Consider the following 18,811-nt stretch of genomic DNA (forward strand, 5'->3'; position numbering starts at 1 on the left):
TCAAGTCAAGCATAAAAAAACAAGAGAGATGCTTAAAACATCTCTCTTGTTTAACCGTTATATAAAAACATATTAACTCTACTATAAGCATTTTCATCACCAATACAATAAACAATGTCATTTTTCAAAAAAGTTGTATATGGTCCTGGTGAAATAAGCAAATCTTCCCCCCGCTTAATAGCTATGATTGTCGCAGAAGTATTGTGCCAAAAATTTATTTCCGAAGCGCTTTTCTCTAAAAATTTCATATTAGCCTTTATCTTAATTTCAAAAGGTGTGAAAGGATTATTTGCAGTAAATCGCTCCGTTTTATCCACTAACTCTCTAATTTTATCTTGAATATTCTCAGCTATTGTTATTTCTTGGTTTACCAAATATTCAATTTCTTGTTTTAAATTTCCAAGTGTTTGCGAATCTTCAAAACGCGATAAAAATTTTACAGCTGCTTCATAAGAAGTTATTTGCACGCCACTTCCTTTAGTGCTTTCTACAACTCCTAGATCTACTAAAACACTAATGGCTCTCCGTGCCGTTTCTGGAGAAACTGCATATTGTGTTGCTAAACTAGAGCGCGCATAAACCTTTTCCCCAACTTTATACTCACCTTCAACAATTCTAGTTGCGATATCTAAGGCGATTTTTTTATAAACAGGACTAGTTATTTTCATCATGCACCTTTATTATTAATAAATTTAAGTTGTATTAGAAAAAACTGTTAATGATTATCTATCACTAACAGTTTTTTTTTTACAAATCGCGTCTTAGCCACTCTGGGATAGTAGGGATATCACTGTCTATTATTTTGGGTTTTACAAATGTTTCCCCTAAATCTTTAGTTTCATTTTCAATTACTTTAGGATTTACTTTATCATTAACTATTTTTTCTATTACTTCTGGCTTTCTCTCATCGCTAAAACCAGTAACAATAATTGTAATTTTAACACTCTCACCTAAACTATCATCAGTGATCGCTCCAAAAATAACATTTGCTTCTGGAGAAGCTACTTCTCCAAGCATATCACCAGCTTCAATAACATCTGACAAAGTCATCATATTAGAAGCTGCGGTTATATTCATGATAACACCTGTAGCTCCGTCTAAAGAAGTTTCTAAAAATGGACTATTAATAGCATTATTTAAAGCCTCTTCAATTGCACGATCCCCAGAACCCATGCCAACTCCCATTAATGCAGATCCTGAATCTTGCATTACTGTTTTTATGTCAGCAAAATCAAGATTTATAATTCCTTCTTTAACGATAAGATTTGACAATCCTTCTACCCCGTGAGTAAGGCTAACATCTGCCATTTTGAAAGAGTCAACAAGGGTTGTTTTCTTATCAGAAATTGCTCTCAATTTTTCATTAGGAATTATAACAATAGAATCAACTACTTGACGGAGTTTTTCTATACCACTTTCTGCTTGTCTACTACGCTTTGGACCTTCAAATTTAAAAGGCTTTGTAACTACAGCCACTACTAGAGCACCTAGTTCTTTAGCACATTGAGCAACTATCGGTGCGGCACCAGTACCAGTTCCGCCACCCATACCAGCAGTTACAAAAACCATATCTGCGCCACGCAAACACTCCATAATAGACTCTTTAGTCTCTTGGGCAGCTTTTTCACCTATTTCAGGATTAGCGCCTGCACCTAAACCTTTTGTTAGTTTTTCTCCGATTTGTATCTTTAGAGGTGCTTTACTTGTTCCCAAAACTTGCGCATCTGTATTTATAGCTACAAACTCAACACCTTCAACTGCTGATTCTATCATACGGTTTACGGCATTATTTCCACCACCACCAACACCAACTACTTTAATTTGTGCTTTGCCAAATTCTTGTTCTACTTCTAACATGGTAGTCCCCCTCAACGCTAATCTATAAAGACATTATATCATTAATATAGCAAATTAGTCTATTTATTTATCTAAAAACTTTCTTCTAATAATAGCCAAGTTTTGAAACACTCTTAATCCAAAAGCTAAAAGCGCTACAAAGTATAAATCTATCCCCAATCTTTCCCCAATATAAGCCAATCCTGCTGCTAATGCTGCATTTATAAAAAATCCCGTTAAAAATACTTTGTTATTATAATTACCTTCAAGTCCAGAACGAATTCCGCCAAAAACAGAATCAAAACCAGCTAAAAGGGCTACTGATAAAAATTTTGCGTAAGCTATCGGTAGACTTATAGGTAGATAAGAGCCAATTAAAACACCTAAAATAATTCCCAGCAAAGGATAGATTATCATTATTCTTTCCCTCCTTTAACTGGTTTTGCGTGTTCATATCTAAAAGTTCCTTTATATGCTGGTACTTCTAAACTGCTGTCTACAACATTAATATTTACTTGAATGCCCCAAAATTTGAGTGTTTCCACAACCCCGCCTCTCATTTTTAAAGCCGCATCTAAAGTTTTCGGATCGCCAATTGCCTTTATAACATACGGTGGTGATGAGCGTTGATTGTTCACTGAAACAGTAGGGCCAGCACAACGTATTTCTGAAGTCGCGATAAGTCGCTGCTCATTAACTGAAAGAGCCTCTGCTCCAGCTGCTTTAAGTTCGTTAATTACTTTTAACAAATCATCGTCGTGAATAAGGTATAGATTCTGATTTTCACCTGGTTTTCCAGGTAATTTACTATCATCTAAAGTAACAATTACACCAGGTCCCTGTAAAGGTGTTAGATTGGCGTGCATTTTCAGTTGCGCTAATTCGCGCTGAAAAACTTGTTCACCTGCTTTATCCTTTAATTTTTGCATGTCTATAAGCAGCTGATTACGCTCTTTTTCCGTTTGTTTCAATCGATCGGATAAATCTTCTAACCGCTGATAAGACAATGAATCTTTTTCTAATCGCTGGGTAATTCGAAACTGTGCTACCAACATCATCCCCAGCAACACACACACCACCATTATCGTCAGCTTTGCTTCTTTTATATTTGTCAATTATATCACTTCCATTTATTTTAACGCTTTTCTTATTTTGCTTTTAATTTGATAAAAGGTCTGGAGTAGGTTAAATCAATATATTCAATTGCCATTTTTTTCGCTTGAATTTCTTGCATAACCAACTTAAAAGTTTCACTTTTATCTGGAATATCCGTAGCTTTTCCCAAAATTATTTTCACTCTATTTAAAGTTAAAATACTAACTATCTCATTATTCATGTTGATTTCAGAAATGCTATTATATACATCTTCGTCTAAACTACTTATGAATTTAATTATATTTACTACTAAATCAACCTTAATCTGCTCACCGACATATAATTCCGATATTTTAATCCCTGTAATAATTGGAATGTTGGGGTTCTTTACATTACTAGTAACACGTAAGATAACTCCCTTTGAATCAACTTCATAAAAAGCATGCTTACTTTGTAAGCATAGAATTGGTTTATTTTCTTGAATTGTAATTTTTACTTTCTGCGGAAAAGCATATTCAACTTTAACATCTTTAATACGCAAATCTTCTTTTAAATTGTTTTTTATCTCATCATTGTTATTTAAAAACAAATTAATGGGCTCTCTAATTCGAGCAATTAATAAAACATCTTGTTTGGTTAAATTTACAGCATTAATTACTTCAACACTGCCAAAATACATAAATGGTTGTGCAACCATATACCTAAAAAGAAAAAACAGCGCAATTAAAGCCAATATTACTAGTATTTTAAACTTATGATTGCGTCTGCTTTTTCGCACTTTTTGAGAGGTGGATTGCATATATACCTCCTAATAAGCGATTTTTTATTTTATGGATAATAAAATTTTCTCACAAAGTTCGGTAAATTCTATACCTATCGCTTTAGCGGCCTTAGGGACCAAACTAGTAGCTGTCATTCCTGGAGTAGTATTAAGCTCTAGAATATATGCCTTGCCTGCTTTTGTCAAGATAAAATCAGCCCTAGCAACTCCAGAGCATCCAAGCGCAGCAAAAGCGTGTTTGGCAATATTCTGAATTTGCACTGTAAGCTCTAAATCTATCTGTGCAGGAACAATATATTTTGTTGCTCCCACAGTATATTTTGAATGATAATCATATACTCCAGAATTAGGTACTATTTCAACAATAGGCAATGCTTGTAAATCTTCATCCACCGCTGCTATACCTACTGTTATTTCTCGACCTTCAATAAACTCTTCAATTAAAACTTCTTCAGCATATCCAAATGCACCAATAAGAGCTGCATTCAATTCTTGTTCGGTTTTCACAACTTCTACACCAATACTAGAACCTTGAGCAGGTGGTTTGACAACAACAGGCAAAGAAAACTTCTTCATAATTTCTTTACAAGAAGTATCAATATCTTTTTTCCTAACAATTAAAAATTCTGGTGTTAAAATGTTTTCAGCAATAAAAATTCTTTTTGACATTATTTTATCCATGGCCAAAGCACTTGCCAAAACTCCTGAACCAGTGTACTTTATTCCTAACATATCTAACAAGCCTTGCATACTTCCGTCTTCTCCGTATAAACCATGAACAGCATTAAAAACTACATCAATATGATTTTCACGTAACTGACTAGCAAAATTATCTGGTTGTAAATCGAGCTTTACGACATTGTAGTTTTTTGATAACAAAGCCTGATATATAGCCTCTCCCGTTTTTAGCGAAACTTCACGTTCTTTAGATGGTCCACCTAAAACTACCGCTATTTTTTTTTGTTTCATAAAGCACCCTCTCCATTTCTCTCAGAATACATAGTCGCTAATTCTTCAGCCACCGTGTAAATGTTCCCCGCTCCCATGGTAATAATTAAATCTCCTGGTAAAGTTTCATGGTACAAGCGCTCTGGAATTTCTTCAATTTTTGGTATATATTCTACTCTTTTAGCAAATTTTGCAGCAATTTCCTTTGCCAATTTACCTGAACTTACACCTGCAATTTCAGATTCACCCGCCGAATAGATATCTGTTAGAACTAATAAATCACAATCCTCAAATGCGCAAACAAAATCATCAAACAGCAATTGTGTTCTAGTATACCTATGTGGTTGAAAAACACATACTAATCTTTGTGGCTGAGTTTGCAAAGCTGCCTGCAAAGTTGTTTTAATCTCTGTCGGATGATGTCCATAATCATCTACAATAGTCAATTTTTCATCTTTGTATTTCAACTCAAATCTGCGTTTAGCTCCAGTAAAACATCCTAATGATTCACAAATACTTTCAATTTCAATGTCCATATTTTGGCTTGCTGCTATTGCTGCTAAAGAATTTAAAATATTATGTTGACCAGGAACTTTTAAGACTACTTCACAAATATACTTATTATGAATATATAACTTATAACTGGTACTATTCGGTTTATAAACTATTTCTTTAGCCTGAAAATCAGCTGGATAATCAATTGCATATGATATAATTTTAGTCTTCGCCTTTTGAGCTACTTCTCTTGCCACCTTATTATCAAAACAGACAATTGCCACACCATCATCATTTACGTTGTCTAAAAATTCAGTAAAAGCTTTTTGGATATTCTCTTTTGTTTTGTAAAAATCCATATGATCATCTTCTATATTAGTGACAACTGCTATATATGGTTGCAACTTCAAAAAAGAACCATCACTTTCGTCAGCTTCAGTAATTGCGTAACATCCCTTGCCATAGTGTGCATTACCAGCTAGTAAAGCTACATCACCACCTATCAAATAGGTCGGATCCTGTTTAGCACTGCTAGCAATATAAGAAATCATTGATGTTGTTGAAGTTTTACCATGTGCACCAGCTATAGCAATTCCTTGCCTAGAATTGACAATATAGGCCATGATATCAGAGCGATGCACAACTTTTATTTTATTTTCTAAAGCATGACTGTACTCAACATTATCTTTGTGGATAGCTGTAGACACGACAACTAACTCCACTTCTTTTAAATTACTACTTTGATGTCCTATAAAAACTTGTATGCCCTCTGACAGCAATCTATCTGTAACAGCAGTGCGTTTATTGTCAGAACCTGACACAAACTTGCCCATCTTTTTTAAAACATGAGCTAAACCGCTCATACCAGCCCCACCAATTCCAATAAAGTGAACATTTTTTATATTTTCAAACAAAATCTTACCTCCAAGCCTATTTTTTAGCAATTCTTAATGCGGCTAAAGCTATATCTTCAGCTGCATTGGGGTTTCCAAGTTTTTTTGCTTTCATTGCTAAATTTATTAATTTTTTATCATTATTAATTAGTTCTATTATTTTATCTAAAAGTAACCCTTTTCCCAATTCAGAATCTAAAACCATCAGTCCTGCACCAGCTTTAACGACTGCTTGAGCGTTAAGTTCCTGGTGATTTGCCGTGGCATAAGGGTAAGGTACAAGAATACTTGCAACACCTAATGCGGTTAGCTCGGCAATTGCAATCGCTCCTGCACGAGAAATTGCTAAATCTGCAATATTTAGTGCCATATCCATCTCATGTAAATATGGTAAAATTTTTATCTTTGTTTTATCTAATTGTAAGTCTGCGACGCTATTTAGTACATTTTCATAGTCCAATTTGCCAGTTATGTGGATAATTTGTACCCCTTCAATTTTATCAATATTTTTATAAACATCTACCATTGCAGTATTGATACTTTTAGAACCTCTACTCCCACCTGAAATTAAGAGAGTTTTCCCTTGATCAGAAAAACCAAAAAATTTATAAGCATCTTTTTTATCTACTTTCAAAATACTGGGGCGTATAGGATTTCCCGTAAAAATATTTTTTTGAGCATTTCCTAAGTTAAATGCAGCTTCACTATATCCCAAAAAAACTTTATCAACAAATTTACTTAAAATTTTATTGGTAACACCCGCAACTGCATTTTGTTCTTGTATGCATGTTTTAACACCACATAAACTAGCAATTAAAACCACAGGGCCACAAACGTATCCGCCAGTTCCAATTACTAATTCCGGTCTAAAATCTTTAATATAGCGATAAGCCTGAAAACAACTCTTGATTGCCGTAAAAATATTTTTTAATAACTGTAACCCGATTTGTCTTGAAAATCCCTCAACCTGCAAATATTTAATATTATAGCCTAATTTCGGTACTATAGAACTTTCTAATCCTTCTTTTGTCCCTACAAAAAGTATTTCCGTGTCTGGTTGTAGTTCCAATATTTTTTGTGCTATTGTTACCGCAGGATATATATGTCCTCCTGTGCCACCACCAGAAATTATCACTTTCATCGATATCAATACCTCGTTTATTTTTTAAGTAAATTTCTTACTAACTCCTTAAAATATTGTCCGCGTTGTTCATAATTTTTAAAGCGATCATAAGAAGAACAAGCAGGCGATAACAAAACAATATCGCCTTTTGTTGCAATTTTGCTTGCAAAATTTACTGCATCTTCAAAGCTGGCAGCAATTGTAATATTTTGAACATCATATTTTAGTGCATTTTCTGCAAATCTTTCCTTGGCATTGCCAAATAAAAATAAGTGGTTAGTTTTAGCTTTAGCAATTTGCATCATTAATCCCAAGTCCGTTTTTTTATCATATCCACCAGCTAACAAAATAACTTTTTGGTTGAAAGCCTCTAAAGCTTTGATTGTTGACTCTGGATTAGTTGCTTTGGAGTCATTATAATAATCAACGCCATTCACAGAATCAACAAATTCAATCCGATGTTCTACGCCTTTAAAACTATGTAATGTGTTTTTTATATCCTCTACTTTTACCCCTGATATATAGGCAATAATTACAGCTGCTAGAACGTTTTCAATATTATGTTTCCCAAATATTTGCAAGCTATCTTTATGACCAAAATCTACAGTACTTTCTCTATCTTTAAAAATCAAGTGCCCCGCATCATTAACAAAAGCTCCTACTTCAAGAACTCTCTCACTACTAAAATAATAAATATTACTGTCTGCGGTTTCCCCTAATTGTCTTAATTGCTCATCTTCATAATTTAAAATTAAAAAATCGTCGTCATGTTGATTTTCAAAAATCCTAGCTTTGGTTTTGATATAACATTCCAAGGTCTTATGTCTATCCAGATGATCTGGTGTAATATTTAAAATTGCACAAATATTAGGTTTAAATTTATCAATACTCTCTAGTTGGAAACTAGATATTTCTGCAACTAAAATATCGCTAGCGTCTGTTAAAGTTTGTGCTTGTTTAGACAAAGCCTGACCTATATTCCCGCCTACAGCAATTTTATTTGGTAAACTTTTCAGCATTTCGCCAACTAAAGTTGTGGTAGTTGTTTTTCCATTTGTACCAGTTATTGCAATCAATTTGCCTGGATTCAATATTGCTGCAATTTCTATTTCACTAACTACTGGTTTGCCGATTTTTTTAGCATACAAAACCTCAGGTTTGTCCTGAGCAATTCCTGGAGAAAGAACCATAACATCAATATTATCAGCTATATGTTCAAACCCTTCACCCCAAATTATTTTGCCGTTAGCCTCATTTATAGCTAAGACAAGCTTTTCAGGCAGAATGCATTCCTTAGCGTCATAAATATATACGGATGCACCTTGTTCTAAAAGAACTTCAGCTACACCTAAGCCGCTTACTCCTGCTCCATACACTAAGATTCTTTTTTTCTTAAACATTATCTCACTTCCAAATTTTATATACTTATCAAAATCAAATTATACTATATAACATGTAAGCAAGCAATAATTAGCATCTGCTTATCCAAAAAATTGCGACTCCCAAAAGAGCGAAAAATATATTTAAAAAAACAAAAACTCTTACTACCTTTATTTCACGCCAACCTATTAACTCAAAATGATGATGAATAGGGCTCATTTTAAGAATACGTTGTCCTGTTAATTTGAAAGAAGTAACTTGAGCTATTACCGACAAAGCTTCAATAACATATATCCCCCCTAAAATAATTAACAGTAACGTTGTATTTGTTACTAAGGCTAGCCCAGCTATAACTCCTCCTATAGCCAAGGATCCTGTATCGCCCATAAAAACTTTGGCCGGATAACTATTGAATTTTAAAAATGCCAAACATGCCCCTAATAAACTTATAGCGATAATTGCCAAATTAGTATCTACTAAAGAATAAGCTATTATAAAATATGCTAGCGCTACTGGTAAAGTTGTTCCTGCTAAAAGTCCGTCTAATCCATCTGTCAAATTCACCGCATTAGTGGTACCGATGATAACCAAAAAAACAAAGGGATAATATAGTACGCCCATGTCCCAATATAAATTTAAAAGCGGAATCCACAATGGCTTTTGATCAACAAAGTATCCAAATATCATTGCAATTAACAATTGCCCTAAAATTTTTTCTTTTGCTTTTAAACCTAAATTTCTTTTCAATACTACCTTAATATAATCATCCAGAAAACCTAAAATAAAATGCCCTAAAAAAAGCAACATTACTAAAATAACATTCTTATCTATGCTAGTTAAAAATATAGTTGGCAACATAATTGCAGGCACAAACAAAATACCACCCATAGTTGGGGTTCCCGCCTTTTTTAAATGCGTACTCGGGCCTACTTCTCTTATACTTTGACCAAACTTTAGTTTGTGTAAAAAGGGAATTAATTGGGGTCCTAACGCTAATACTAATGCTATAGCTAATACTAATGCTTGCAAAAACAACAAAATATCCACACTCCATTTACTCTTAAAAAATCATTTCAATAAGCTCTTCCATTTTCATACCTCGCGAGCCCTTAAACAATAAAACATCATTTTTTCTTAAAATTTCTTTAACTTCGTTTGCTAAACTAATTTTATCAAAAAAGTGCTTACTAGCTCTACCTTGAGCAATTAGCATTCTACTTATTTCTTGAGCTGCTTTTCCATAGGTATACACCAGGTCTATATTATTGTTTATGCAATATTCGCCAACCTGTTTATGCAACTCTTCTGAGAACTCACCTAGTTCTAGCATGTCTCCAAGAATAGCAATACTTCTCCCTTGCTTTGATAATACTTGTAGGGTTTCGAGCGCCATTTGCATGGAAACTGGGCTTGCATTATATGCATCATTAATAACCAAAATATTATCATCTTTTTTTATAATACTTTGTCGCATAGAACTTAATTCACATTCAGCCAATCCAGTTAATACTTTTGATAATTCCAATTTAAAGAAACTAGCTACAGCTAATGCCGCTAGTGTGTTAAGTACATTATGACGTCCTAATAAAGGAATCCTAACTGTATACTCCTGGCCTCGGATTCTATCAACACAAATAAACTTAGTTTCTCGCGAGTCCACTATAATATTGTAAGCAGAAATATCTGCGGCCGAATCCATACCGAAATAAATCTTAGGCGAAGCTGGATTCATATTACGTGTATATTCATTGTCATAATTTAAAATAACCAGATCGTTTTCGCTGAAATCTTTAAACACTTCTGCTTTGGCTTTAGCAATATTTTCTATGCTGCCTAACAGTTCTATATGTGTAGGTGCAATTGTAGTTATTATTGCAACTGTCGGTTTGGCTATTTCTGCTAATTGCTCGATTTGCCCCAAACCACGCATCCCCATCTCAACAATGGCAACTTGGTGTTCTGATGTAATTTCAAAAATTGTTTTCGGGACACCTATTTCATTGTTAAAATTGGCCTCATTTTTTAAAACGAACCAACTATTTTGCATTGCACAGGCCAAAATATCTTTGGTGGAAGTCTTACCATTAGAACCAGTAATAGCAACTACTGGTATAGAAAATTTTTGCCGATAATATTGTGCTAACCTTTGATAAGCGGTTAAGCTATTTTGCACCAAAATAACTTTTTTATAATCCGATTTTTCTACCCCAAGGCAATTTTCTGCAATTATTAATTTCGCCCCTTTTTCCAAAGCCGGTCTAATAAAATCATGTCCATCAAAATTCTCACCTTTAAGTGCTATAAAAGCAGCTCCCGTCATAACGTTTCTGCTGTCAGTGCTAATAGTTTCCAAGGTTTCTTCCGCCATTTCTTTAGGAAAATCTAACCCCAGAGCGGTATATATTTCTTTATTTGTTAACATAACCTAACTCCTCTAAGACTCCTCGTGCTACTTCACAATCATCAAAGTGTATTGTTTCATCTCTTAAAATTTGATATGTCTCATGGCCTTTTCCTGCAATTAAAACAATATCTCGTGCTTTTGCTAGTTTGAGTGCCGTTGCAATTGCTTGCCTTCTATCAAGTATCTTGTGACAATTTCCTGAATTGGGCTTTTTTAAACCTGCTTGAACATCTAATAAAATTTGTTCTGGGTCTTCTTTTCTTGGATTATCCGAAGTTATTACAATTATATCAGCTAATTTTTCTGCAATAGCAGCCATTTTAGGTCTTTTAGTCTTATCACGGTTGCCACCGCAACCAAAAACTACAATTAATCGTCCCTTGGTAATATCTCTAGCAGTTTTCAGAACATTTTCAAGACCATCTGGGGTGTGTGCATAATCAACTACTACAGTAAAAGGTTGTCCTGCTTTAACTAACTCAAAGCGTCCTGCTACAGATTTAAACTCTCTTAAAGCCATTACGATTACATCTATTGAAACTCCACAGTTTAAAGTTGTAGCCACAGCTGCCATTACATTGTATACATTAAAAAGACCGGTTGTAGCTACGCTTGTTTCCAGCAATCCTTGGGGAGTATTCAATTTTAAATGCATTGAATCCATACCCAACTCATAGGCAACTGGGTAAATATCACTATTCGATTGTAAAGAATAGGTTCTTTGAAAACTAGCACTTGATTTTTCAAGCAATATTTTTGTACTGCTGTCATCATTATTGAAAATTGCAACTGTATTATCTTTTTGCTCAAGATTTGAAAACAATATCGCTTTAGCCAGAACATAATTCTCAAAAGTCTTATGATAATCCAAATGGTCTTGCGTAATATTAGTTAATACTCCTATATCAAAACAACAACCAGCTACTCTATTTAATTCTAAGGCATGAGAAGAAACTTCCATAACTACATATTCGATTCCTGCTAATTGCATTTTGTATAAAATTCTCTGCAAATCTATTACATCTGGTGTTGTATTTTTGCTAATAATAACCTGGTTAGCATAGCGCACCTCAATTGTGCCTATTAACCCAACTTTATATCCAGCTTTACATAAGATATGTGCAATTAAGTTAGTGGTTGTTGTTTTTCCATTAGTACCTGTTACACCTATCAACTTCATTTTTTGTGCGGGATAGTCAAAAAAATATGGAACTATTTTTTGCATTGCCACTCTAGTGTTTGGAACTTGATAAATATAGTTTTGAAAATCCGCTGATTTTTTTTCAACTAAAATTGCCGCAGCTCCATTGGCAACGGCTTTATCAACAAAATCATGTCCATCAACATTTGCTCCTGTTAAGCAAATAAACAAGCTTCCTGGTTTGACTTCTCGTGAATCATATACAATATCTAGTATTTCAATGTCCTGTTCCGGAGATATCTCAATATCAACTTTTTTTAATAGTTCACTTAATTTTTTCATACTATTCCTCTTTTTCTCTAAAATTGAAAGAGCAGCCTTCCAAGGCTGCTATAGTAGCACCAGAATTGACTTTTAAAATCGCTTCTTTAGTTTTTATTATTCTCTTTTGTTATATATAAATTATGTTTAGCAATCGTCATACCCAAAGAATTAATTGCTATTTTATTAATCCTTTCTGGTGAGTTTAACTTACTAACTTCAAGTTTCAACAAATCATTTCGCGCAATCAAATCCGCTTCTTGCTGACGCAAATTAACCAGTTCTATGCCCAACATTGCTAAATTACCACTTCTAACTACCATAGTGAAAGCGAAAACAGCAAAAGTTATAGCCACAAGAAAAATCCGCTTTGCTAAAAGGGTTGCTTCTTGTTTTTGTTTTCTTTGCAATTGGTCTTTTACTAAAAAATCGCCCTTATTACTGTGTTCAGGCAAAGCTTTAGCTAAATTTGTTGTATTATATTCAGTTTGAACATATTTCTTTGCTAACACAATGCCTTCCCCCTCAATAAAGTTTTATAATTTTTCAGCTACTCGAAGTCTAGCACTTCTAGAACGATGATTCTCTTCAATTTCCTCTTTTGAAGGTTTGAGAGAAAGTCCTTTTTTTAATTTTGCACTATTATTACACATACAAACTGGAAAATTTTTAGGACAAATGCACCCTTTTTGCAACTCCGCAAATACCTGCTTAGTTATCCGGTCTTCTAAGGAGTGAAAAGTAATAACCGCTATTTTCCCACCAGGTCTTAAAGCATCTACTGCAACTTTAAAAGTGTTTTCTAAAATACCTAATTCATTATTAACTTCAATTCGCAAAGCCTGAAAAGTCCTTTTAGCTGGATGTGGTCCATCTTGTCTAGCACCTTTAGGTATAGCTTGCTTAATAATATTCACCAAATCATATGTAGTTTCAATTTTTTTAGTATTTCGTGCTTTAATAATAAATTCCGCTATTCTTTTTGCCCATCTCTCTTCTCCATATTGATATATAATCTTGCTTAGTTGCTCTTGACTATAATTGTTAACAATATAACCAGCATTTCTAGAGTTTTCAACTGACATTCTCATATCTAAAGGTGCATCATGCATATAAGAAAACCCTCGTTCAGGAGTATCTAGCTGATAAGAAGAAACTCCCAAATCAAAAATTATACCAGTCACATTTTCAATATTTAAAGATTTTAGCACTTTAGCCAAATTACTGAAGTTATCTTGTACTAAGTAAACTTTACACTTTAAATTTACCGTAACACGTCTAGCATTTTCAATAGCCGCAGAATCCTGATCTATACCAATTATAATTCCCTCTGCATCCAACTTACTACCGATAGCCATAAAATGGCCTGCACCACCTAAAGTACAATCCACATAGATACCTTTTTTATCTGTAACTACAGCATTTACGCTCTCGTCTAACAATACACTAATATGTTTAAAATCCATTACGCTCCTCGCCGGTTAATAAATATAACCTAAAAAAATTATACCAAGAATATCACTAATAATATAGTAGTATTATAAGCTTATTTTAGCAGAAAAGCAAAGAATTTTTATAAGCTTACTATTGTTGCTCCAGAACCACCCTCATTTAATGGAGCTTCCGTGAAATCTTTTATGTTCATATTAGTTTTTAAATATTCTTCAATACCTTTTTTCAGCTGTCCCGTACCTTTTCCATGAATTATTCGAACTTGGTGAATATTTACAAGCAACGCATCATCAAGATATTTTTCTAATTCGCCAATTGCTTCTTGAACATTTAAGCCCCGCAAATCAATTTCTGTTTTGAAATTTTTTAGTTTTTGTAAATTCTTTTCTGATACTTTTCTTGTTTTTGGGAGCGGCTCTTCAAGTTTACTTTGACGGACCAACTGACAATCAGTCATTTTTACATGCATTTTTAAAATGCCGGCTTGAATTTGCACTTCATCGCCCTTTATAGCCAAAATAATTCCTTTTTGTCCCAGTGTATTTACAAAAACTGGTAAATTAACTTTAGCATTTTTAGGATTTAGACTCTCGCCTGTAGCATCCTTATGCGGTTCAATAACCCATTCATTAACTAAGCTGGCTCTTGCTTCTTTGATAACAGTGTCTTTATTTTGTTTATTACTCTCCTTTTCCAATGATTTTATTTTTTTAATAATTTCTTCTACTTCAAGCTTTGCTTTTCTTTTAATTTGTTCTGCCTCACGCCTTGCTTTTCCCAGTAAATTGTCTTCACGTTCTTTTAAAGTTTGCTTATCTGCTAGAAGTTTGTTTTCCAAACGTCTAATGTTTTCTTGCGTTTCTTTAATTTCTTGATTAGCAAGTTGCAAACTAGCTTTTTCGTCTTCTAATCCTTGCAATATCTCAGTAAATTTTACTTGCTCAGCATTTAAGAAAGAACGCGCTTTAGAAATTAATTCTGATTCTAAGCCTAATTTCTCGCTTATATAAAAAGCATTACTACTACCTGCTACACCTAAAATTAATTTATAAGTCGGCCTTAACGACTGTTTATCAAATTCTACACTTGCATTTAGCATTTCGTTATTATTAAGTGCCATAATTTTCAACTCATTATAATGAGTGCTAACTAAAGTGTGCGCAGCTTTTTTTTGTAAATAAACTAAAATAGCCTTTGCTAAAGCAGCACCTTCAGATGGGTCTGTTCCCGCACATAGCTCATCTAAAAGTACTAGACTATGCTCATTAACAGTCGCTAAAATTCTAATAATATTAGTCATATGAGCCGAGAAAGTGCTTAAACTTTGTTCAATACTCTGTTCATCACCAATATCGACAAAGATTTGGCTATAGTAAGGCAAGCTCGAGTATCGCTCAGCGGGGATAAACATTCCCGACTGTCCCATTACAGCAAACAATCCTACAAGTTTTATACTAACTGTTTTGCCACCGGTATTTGGACCTGTTATTAGTAATGTTTTTACATTTTTATCAAGTTTTATATCGAGCGGAACAACCATCTGGGGATCAATCAATGGATGTCGCCCTTTTACTATATTAATAGTAGTATCTTCGCCAATTTCCGGGCAATTAGCCGCTAATTTTATAGCTAGTTTCGCTTTAGCAAAAATTAAATCTATTTTTGCTAAAACCTCTAAATTCGTCTGTAAACTTATACTTTCTTGGGCAACTACTTGTGAAATAGCAGTTAAAATTCTCTCCACTTCCTGTTTTTCATCAAGCAATAGCTTTTTTATGTCATTATTTAAGTTTACAATAGCCATTGGTTCAATAAAAACAGTAGCTCCACTAGAGGACTGATCGTGTATTATGCCTGGAAAAAATTGACGATACTCTTGCTTTACAGGAATAACATAACGATCTGCCCTAATAGTAACAATTTGCTCTTGAAAATATTTTTGATATTCACTAGAGCGCAAAATCCCTTCAAGTCGTTCTTTAACACGATTTTTAAAAATATTTATTTTGTTTCTAGTACTAGATAAAACAGGGCTAGCCTCATCTTTTAATAGTCCAGAATCATTAATACTCTTAGTAATCAGTTTTTCCAAAGCAGGCAAAACAGTTAATTGCTCCGCCAAAGCTCTTAATAAAATTGAATTTACTTCCGCATTATTCAGATAGAGTTTGACCCTACTTGTTGCTATCAAAGTATTATAGACCTCTAATAATTCTGTTGCATCTAACATCGCCCCAATTTTAGAACGCAACAAAACTTCTGTAATATCTCTAAAAGCACTTATTGGTAAATCTTTTTCTAATAAAAGAAACTCTTGTGCTTCGCTGGTCTCTTTTAGCAAATTATTAATTTCACTCAAATTGAAGCAGGGTTGCAAGTTTACTGCAAGTTTTTTCCCTAAACTCGTCAACGTAAATGCGGCAAGTTTTTGGCAAATCTTATCGTAACCCAGAACCCTTAAAGCTGTTTGTGTTATCACTATAAAACACCTCTAAAATAATGGCCTTTAGTATATTTATTGTTTGTTTCTGGCATAGGTTGCTTATCTACCAAAGCCAATTTATATTCTTTTACATGCTTTTTTATTTCATCAAAATTCATATACCTTGCATCAATACGCAAATAGTTAATACCTAACTCTTGGATTTGCTGACTATAACCTAAAACACTTAATTCTTTAGCATTAAGAATGTGCATTCTGCAAAACTGATCTGTAACTACAGGCAGTTTTTCATCCATTCTATCTAACAAAAACATAGGTTTGCTACAAGCTCCATAGCAGTCTTTTTCATGAATTCTCCCCATAAAACTACCAGCTATACAGTATTCCGAAACCATCATTTCAGTACGGCCTTGAACTAAACATTCAAGCTTTATCTTGGTCCTGCTCGCTAATTCTTGAATCTGCACTAAAGTCAATTCTGGAGACAATAATATCGTTTCTAAACCTCGATTTTCCCAGTATTCAATAGTTAATGAATTATATGTATTAAAGCCGAAATCAAGCCACAATGGAATTTTATATTTTTCGGCTTCAGCAATCAAACTCAAATTGCCAATTAAAAGCGCATCCGGTTTTAATTTAGACATTTTTCGCAAGCGATCTTGCGCATAGGCTAAATTAAACTCTTTGACAATTCTTGGTGTACCTAAAACAGCCTTGACACCTGCTTTTTTTGCAATACGCACAAAGCTTTCACAGTCTTCAATACGTATTTCGCGGTGATTAAAATTTTCTCCACCTAAAATCACAACATCCGCGGCTTGCAAAATTGCAAATTTAGCTTTATCCAAACTATCAACATGAACTACTACTTTACTATCAATTGCTAACCGTTGTTTAGGTGCTGGCAATTTGTATTCTTGTGATTTTCCAATTTTATTTTCTGGATAAGAACTTATTCTTTTAACGTAAAGCTCTTCACTTGCTCTCCGTCTTGTATCATTGATCTCACTGATGGGAAACATTACATTGTCATCTGCTTGCAGTTCCCATTGTTCCAAAGTAAAAGCCGTATTTCCTAGCCGGATTAATTGCTTTTCAACTGTTTCATTTGTTAGCGGACGTTTTTGTGCAACTTGACCAAGAAAATCACTTATTGCAGTTCCACTATTTCCTTCTTTATCAAAAAATGTTATTTTAAGCGGTTCTCCCACTTTAGCTTCTACAAACGCAGTTACAGGTATTTTTTTCATACTACTTTCACCATAAAATCTACCCGCGATTTTCATAAGTTTGCTATCAAAAGTTCTAAAAACCCTGTCGCTATCACGCACTGCAGCCGGGATAATAAAAGTCGCTTCCTGACCTTTAAAAGCTTCTGTTACCTCTTCGCCATTTACTTCTAAGTAGGCAATATTCATGCCCACACGACCACCTACTGTAACCCAAAACTCAATCCCATCGCCAACTTGAATATCTTCTTCCAATTTTATAGTTACTAAATTAGAGGCTCGCTCATATCTGAGAACTCTGCCAATTTGGACACCACGATTATTAGGTCTTTTATCACTTATCATTGTTTTACCTGGACGTTCTTTTAAATATGCCGTAGTAAAATCACGATTGAAAATTTGAGTTAAATTTCGCTTATCAGCTTCGGGAACTTGAAAATTATTTTCATAAAAGCTATCGATTGCTCTTCGATATGCCTCTACAACTATTGCGACATATTCTGGTCGCTTCATTCTCCCTTCTATTTTAAAAGACGTTACTCCTGCACGAATTAATTCAGGGATTATTTCTATAGTATTAAGATCTTTAGGGCTAAGCAAATACTGACCATCTTCAGAGGATAATAATTCTTGATCCTGATCATCAATCAACTTATATTGCAGTCGACATGGTTGCGCACATCTTCCACGATTACCGCTTCTGCCACCTATTAAACTACTCATGAGGCATTGTCCAGAGTAACATACACATAACGCCCCATGTACGAACACCTCTAATTCTAAGCTTGTTAAGCTTCGAATCTCTTCTAGTTCTACCAAGCTACATTCGCGCGCTAAAACAACTCGCTTAATTCCTAATTTTTCGGCAAATTCAACTCCTGACGAATTCATAATACTCATTTGTGTACTAGCATGTAAATGTAAATTCGGTGCTACTTTTTTAGCAAGTTCAATTACTCCAATATCTTGGACAATGATTGCATCAACGCCAATCATTTCTAAAAACTGTAAGTATTCTACTAATGGTGTTAGTTCTTTATTATCAATTAAAGTATTCACTGTAACGTATATCTTAATTCTATATAGGTGTGCTAGGTCAACGGCTCTTATTAGTTCTTCATTATCAAAATTGCTAGCATACTGCCTTGCTCCAAAGCTGCTACCACCTAAATATATAGCATCTGCCCCAGCATTAATTGCTGCCTGCAGTGCTTCAAAACTCCCTGCTGGAGCCAATAATTCCACTTTATTCATAAATTGTTTTTTC

General features: G+C 34.1%; 16 protein-coding genes. All 16 read right to left on the reverse strand.

Going from position 1 to position 18,811, the window contains the following annotated elements; genetic code table 11:
- Nucleotides 1–50: 50 nt before the first annotated feature.
- A complete protein-coding gene (locus tag SUCMO_RS0106115) occupies nt 51–668 on the reverse strand; it encodes a GntR family transcriptional regulator (RefSeq protein ID WP_019879708.1) in 618 nt (205 codons plus the stop codon).
- A 79-nt stretch (nt 669–747) separates the two neighbouring features.
- On the reverse strand, nt 748–1,857 hold the full coding sequence (ftsZ, locus tag SUCMO_RS0106120; protein WP_019879710.1) for a cell division protein FtsZ: 1,110 nt from the start codon (nt 1,855–1,857) through the stop codon (nt 748–750).
- Nucleotides 1,858–1,920: 63 nt separating this feature from the next.
- Nucleotides 1,921–2,250: a DUF1290 domain-containing protein gene (locus SUCMO_RS0106125; RefSeq protein ID WP_028953915.1), complete on the reverse strand. Its 330-nt coding sequence runs from the start codon at nt 2,248–2,250 to the stop codon at nt 1,921–1,923.
- Nucleotides 2,251–2,252: 2 nt separating this feature from the next.
- Nucleotides 2,253–2,951, reverse strand: coding sequence for a DUF881 domain-containing protein (locus tag SUCMO_RS0106130; RefSeq protein WP_028953916.1), 699 nt, complete (start codon nt 2,949–2,951; stop codon nt 2,253–2,255).
- A 32-nt stretch (nt 2,952–2,983) separates the two neighbouring features.
- On the reverse strand, nt 2,984–3,730 hold the full coding sequence (locus SUCMO_RS10455; RefSeq protein ID WP_019879713.1) for a cell division protein FtsQ/DivIB: 747 nt from the start codon (nt 3,728–3,730) through the stop codon (nt 2,984–2,986).
- A gap of 24 nt (nt 3,731–3,754) precedes the next feature.
- On the reverse strand, nt 3,755–4,681 hold the full coding sequence (locus SUCMO_RS0106140) for a D-alanine--D-alanine ligase family protein (protein ID WP_019879714.1): 927 nt from the start codon (nt 4,679–4,681) through the stop codon (nt 3,755–3,757).
- Entirely contained in the window at nt 4,678–6,069 is a 1,392-nt protein-coding gene (gene murC, locus SUCMO_RS0106145; RefSeq protein ID WP_019879715.1) for a UDP-N-acetylmuramate--L-alanine ligase, read from the reverse strand. The genes SUCMO_RS0106140 and murC overlap by 4 nt, the downstream gene beginning before the upstream one ends.
- 16 nt (nt 6,070–6,085) lie before the next feature.
- Nucleotides 6,086–7,189 carry an undecaprenyldiphospho-muramoylpentapeptide beta-N-acetylglucosaminyltransferase gene (gene murG / locus SUCMO_RS0106150; protein ID WP_019879716.1) on the reverse strand — a complete coding sequence of 368 codons (1,104 nt, stop codon included), beginning with the start codon at nt 7,187–7,189 and terminating at the stop codon, nt 6,086–6,088.
- Nucleotides 7,190–7,206: 17 nt separating this feature from the next.
- The gene (gene murD / locus SUCMO_RS0106155) at nt 7,207–8,571 is read right to left on the reverse strand and encodes a UDP-N-acetylmuramoyl-L-alanine--D-glutamate ligase (RefSeq protein ID WP_019879717.1); all 1,365 of its coding nucleotides are present in this window, start codon (nt 8,569–8,571) and stop codon (nt 7,207–7,209) included.
- 70 nt (nt 8,572–8,641) lie between these two features.
- On the reverse strand, nt 8,642–9,598 hold the full coding sequence (gene mraY, locus SUCMO_RS0106160) for a phospho-N-acetylmuramoyl-pentapeptide-transferase (RefSeq protein ID WP_019879718.1): 957 nt from the start codon (nt 9,596–9,598) through the stop codon (nt 8,642–8,644).
- 13 nt (nt 9,599–9,611) lie between these two features.
- Nucleotides 9,612–10,973, reverse strand: a complete 1,362-nt coding sequence (locus SUCMO_RS10460) for a UDP-N-acetylmuramoyl-tripeptide--D-alanyl-D-alanine ligase (RefSeq protein WP_019879719.1) — start codon at nt 10,971–10,973, stop codon at nt 9,612–9,614.
- Nucleotides 10,960–12,438, reverse strand: coding sequence for a UDP-N-acetylmuramoyl-L-alanyl-D-glutamate--2,6-diaminopimelate ligase (locus SUCMO_RS0106170; protein WP_019879720.1), 1,479 nt, complete (start codon nt 12,436–12,438; stop codon nt 10,960–10,962). The genes SUCMO_RS10460 and SUCMO_RS0106170 overlap by 14 nt, the downstream gene beginning before the upstream one ends.
- 86 nt (nt 12,439–12,524) lie before the next feature.
- Nucleotides 12,525–12,929 carry a septum formation initiator family protein gene (locus tag SUCMO_RS0106175; RefSeq protein ID WP_019879721.1) on the reverse strand — a complete coding sequence of 135 codons (405 nt, stop codon included), beginning with the start codon at nt 12,927–12,929 and terminating at the stop codon, nt 12,525–12,527.
- Between the two features lie 24 nt (nt 12,930–12,953).
- Complete coding sequence (gene rsmH, locus SUCMO_RS0106180) at nt 12,954–13,883, reverse strand: 16S rRNA (cytosine(1402)-N(4))-methyltransferase RsmH (RefSeq protein ID WP_019879722.1); 930 nt, start codon at nt 13,881–13,883, stop codon at nt 12,954–12,956.
- Nucleotides 13,884–13,990: 107 nt separating this feature from the next.
- Nucleotides 13,991–16,348 carry an endonuclease MutS2 gene (locus SUCMO_RS0106185; protein ID WP_019879723.1) on the reverse strand — a complete coding sequence of 786 codons (2,358 nt, stop codon included), beginning with the start codon at nt 16,346–16,348 and terminating at the stop codon, nt 13,991–13,993.
- A complete protein-coding gene (locus tag SUCMO_RS0106190; RefSeq protein ID WP_019879725.1) occupies nt 16,348–18,798 on the reverse strand; it encodes a U32 family peptidase in 2,451 nt (816 codons plus the stop codon). The genes SUCMO_RS0106185 and SUCMO_RS0106190 overlap by 1 nt, the downstream gene beginning before the upstream one ends.
- Between the last annotated feature and the right edge of the window lie 13 nt (nt 18,799–18,811).

The organism is Succinispira mobilis DSM 6222 (genome assembly GCF_000384135.1).
Taxonomy (GTDB): Bacteria; Bacillota; Negativicutes; order Acidaminococcales; family Succinispiraceae; genus Succinispira; species Succinispira mobilis.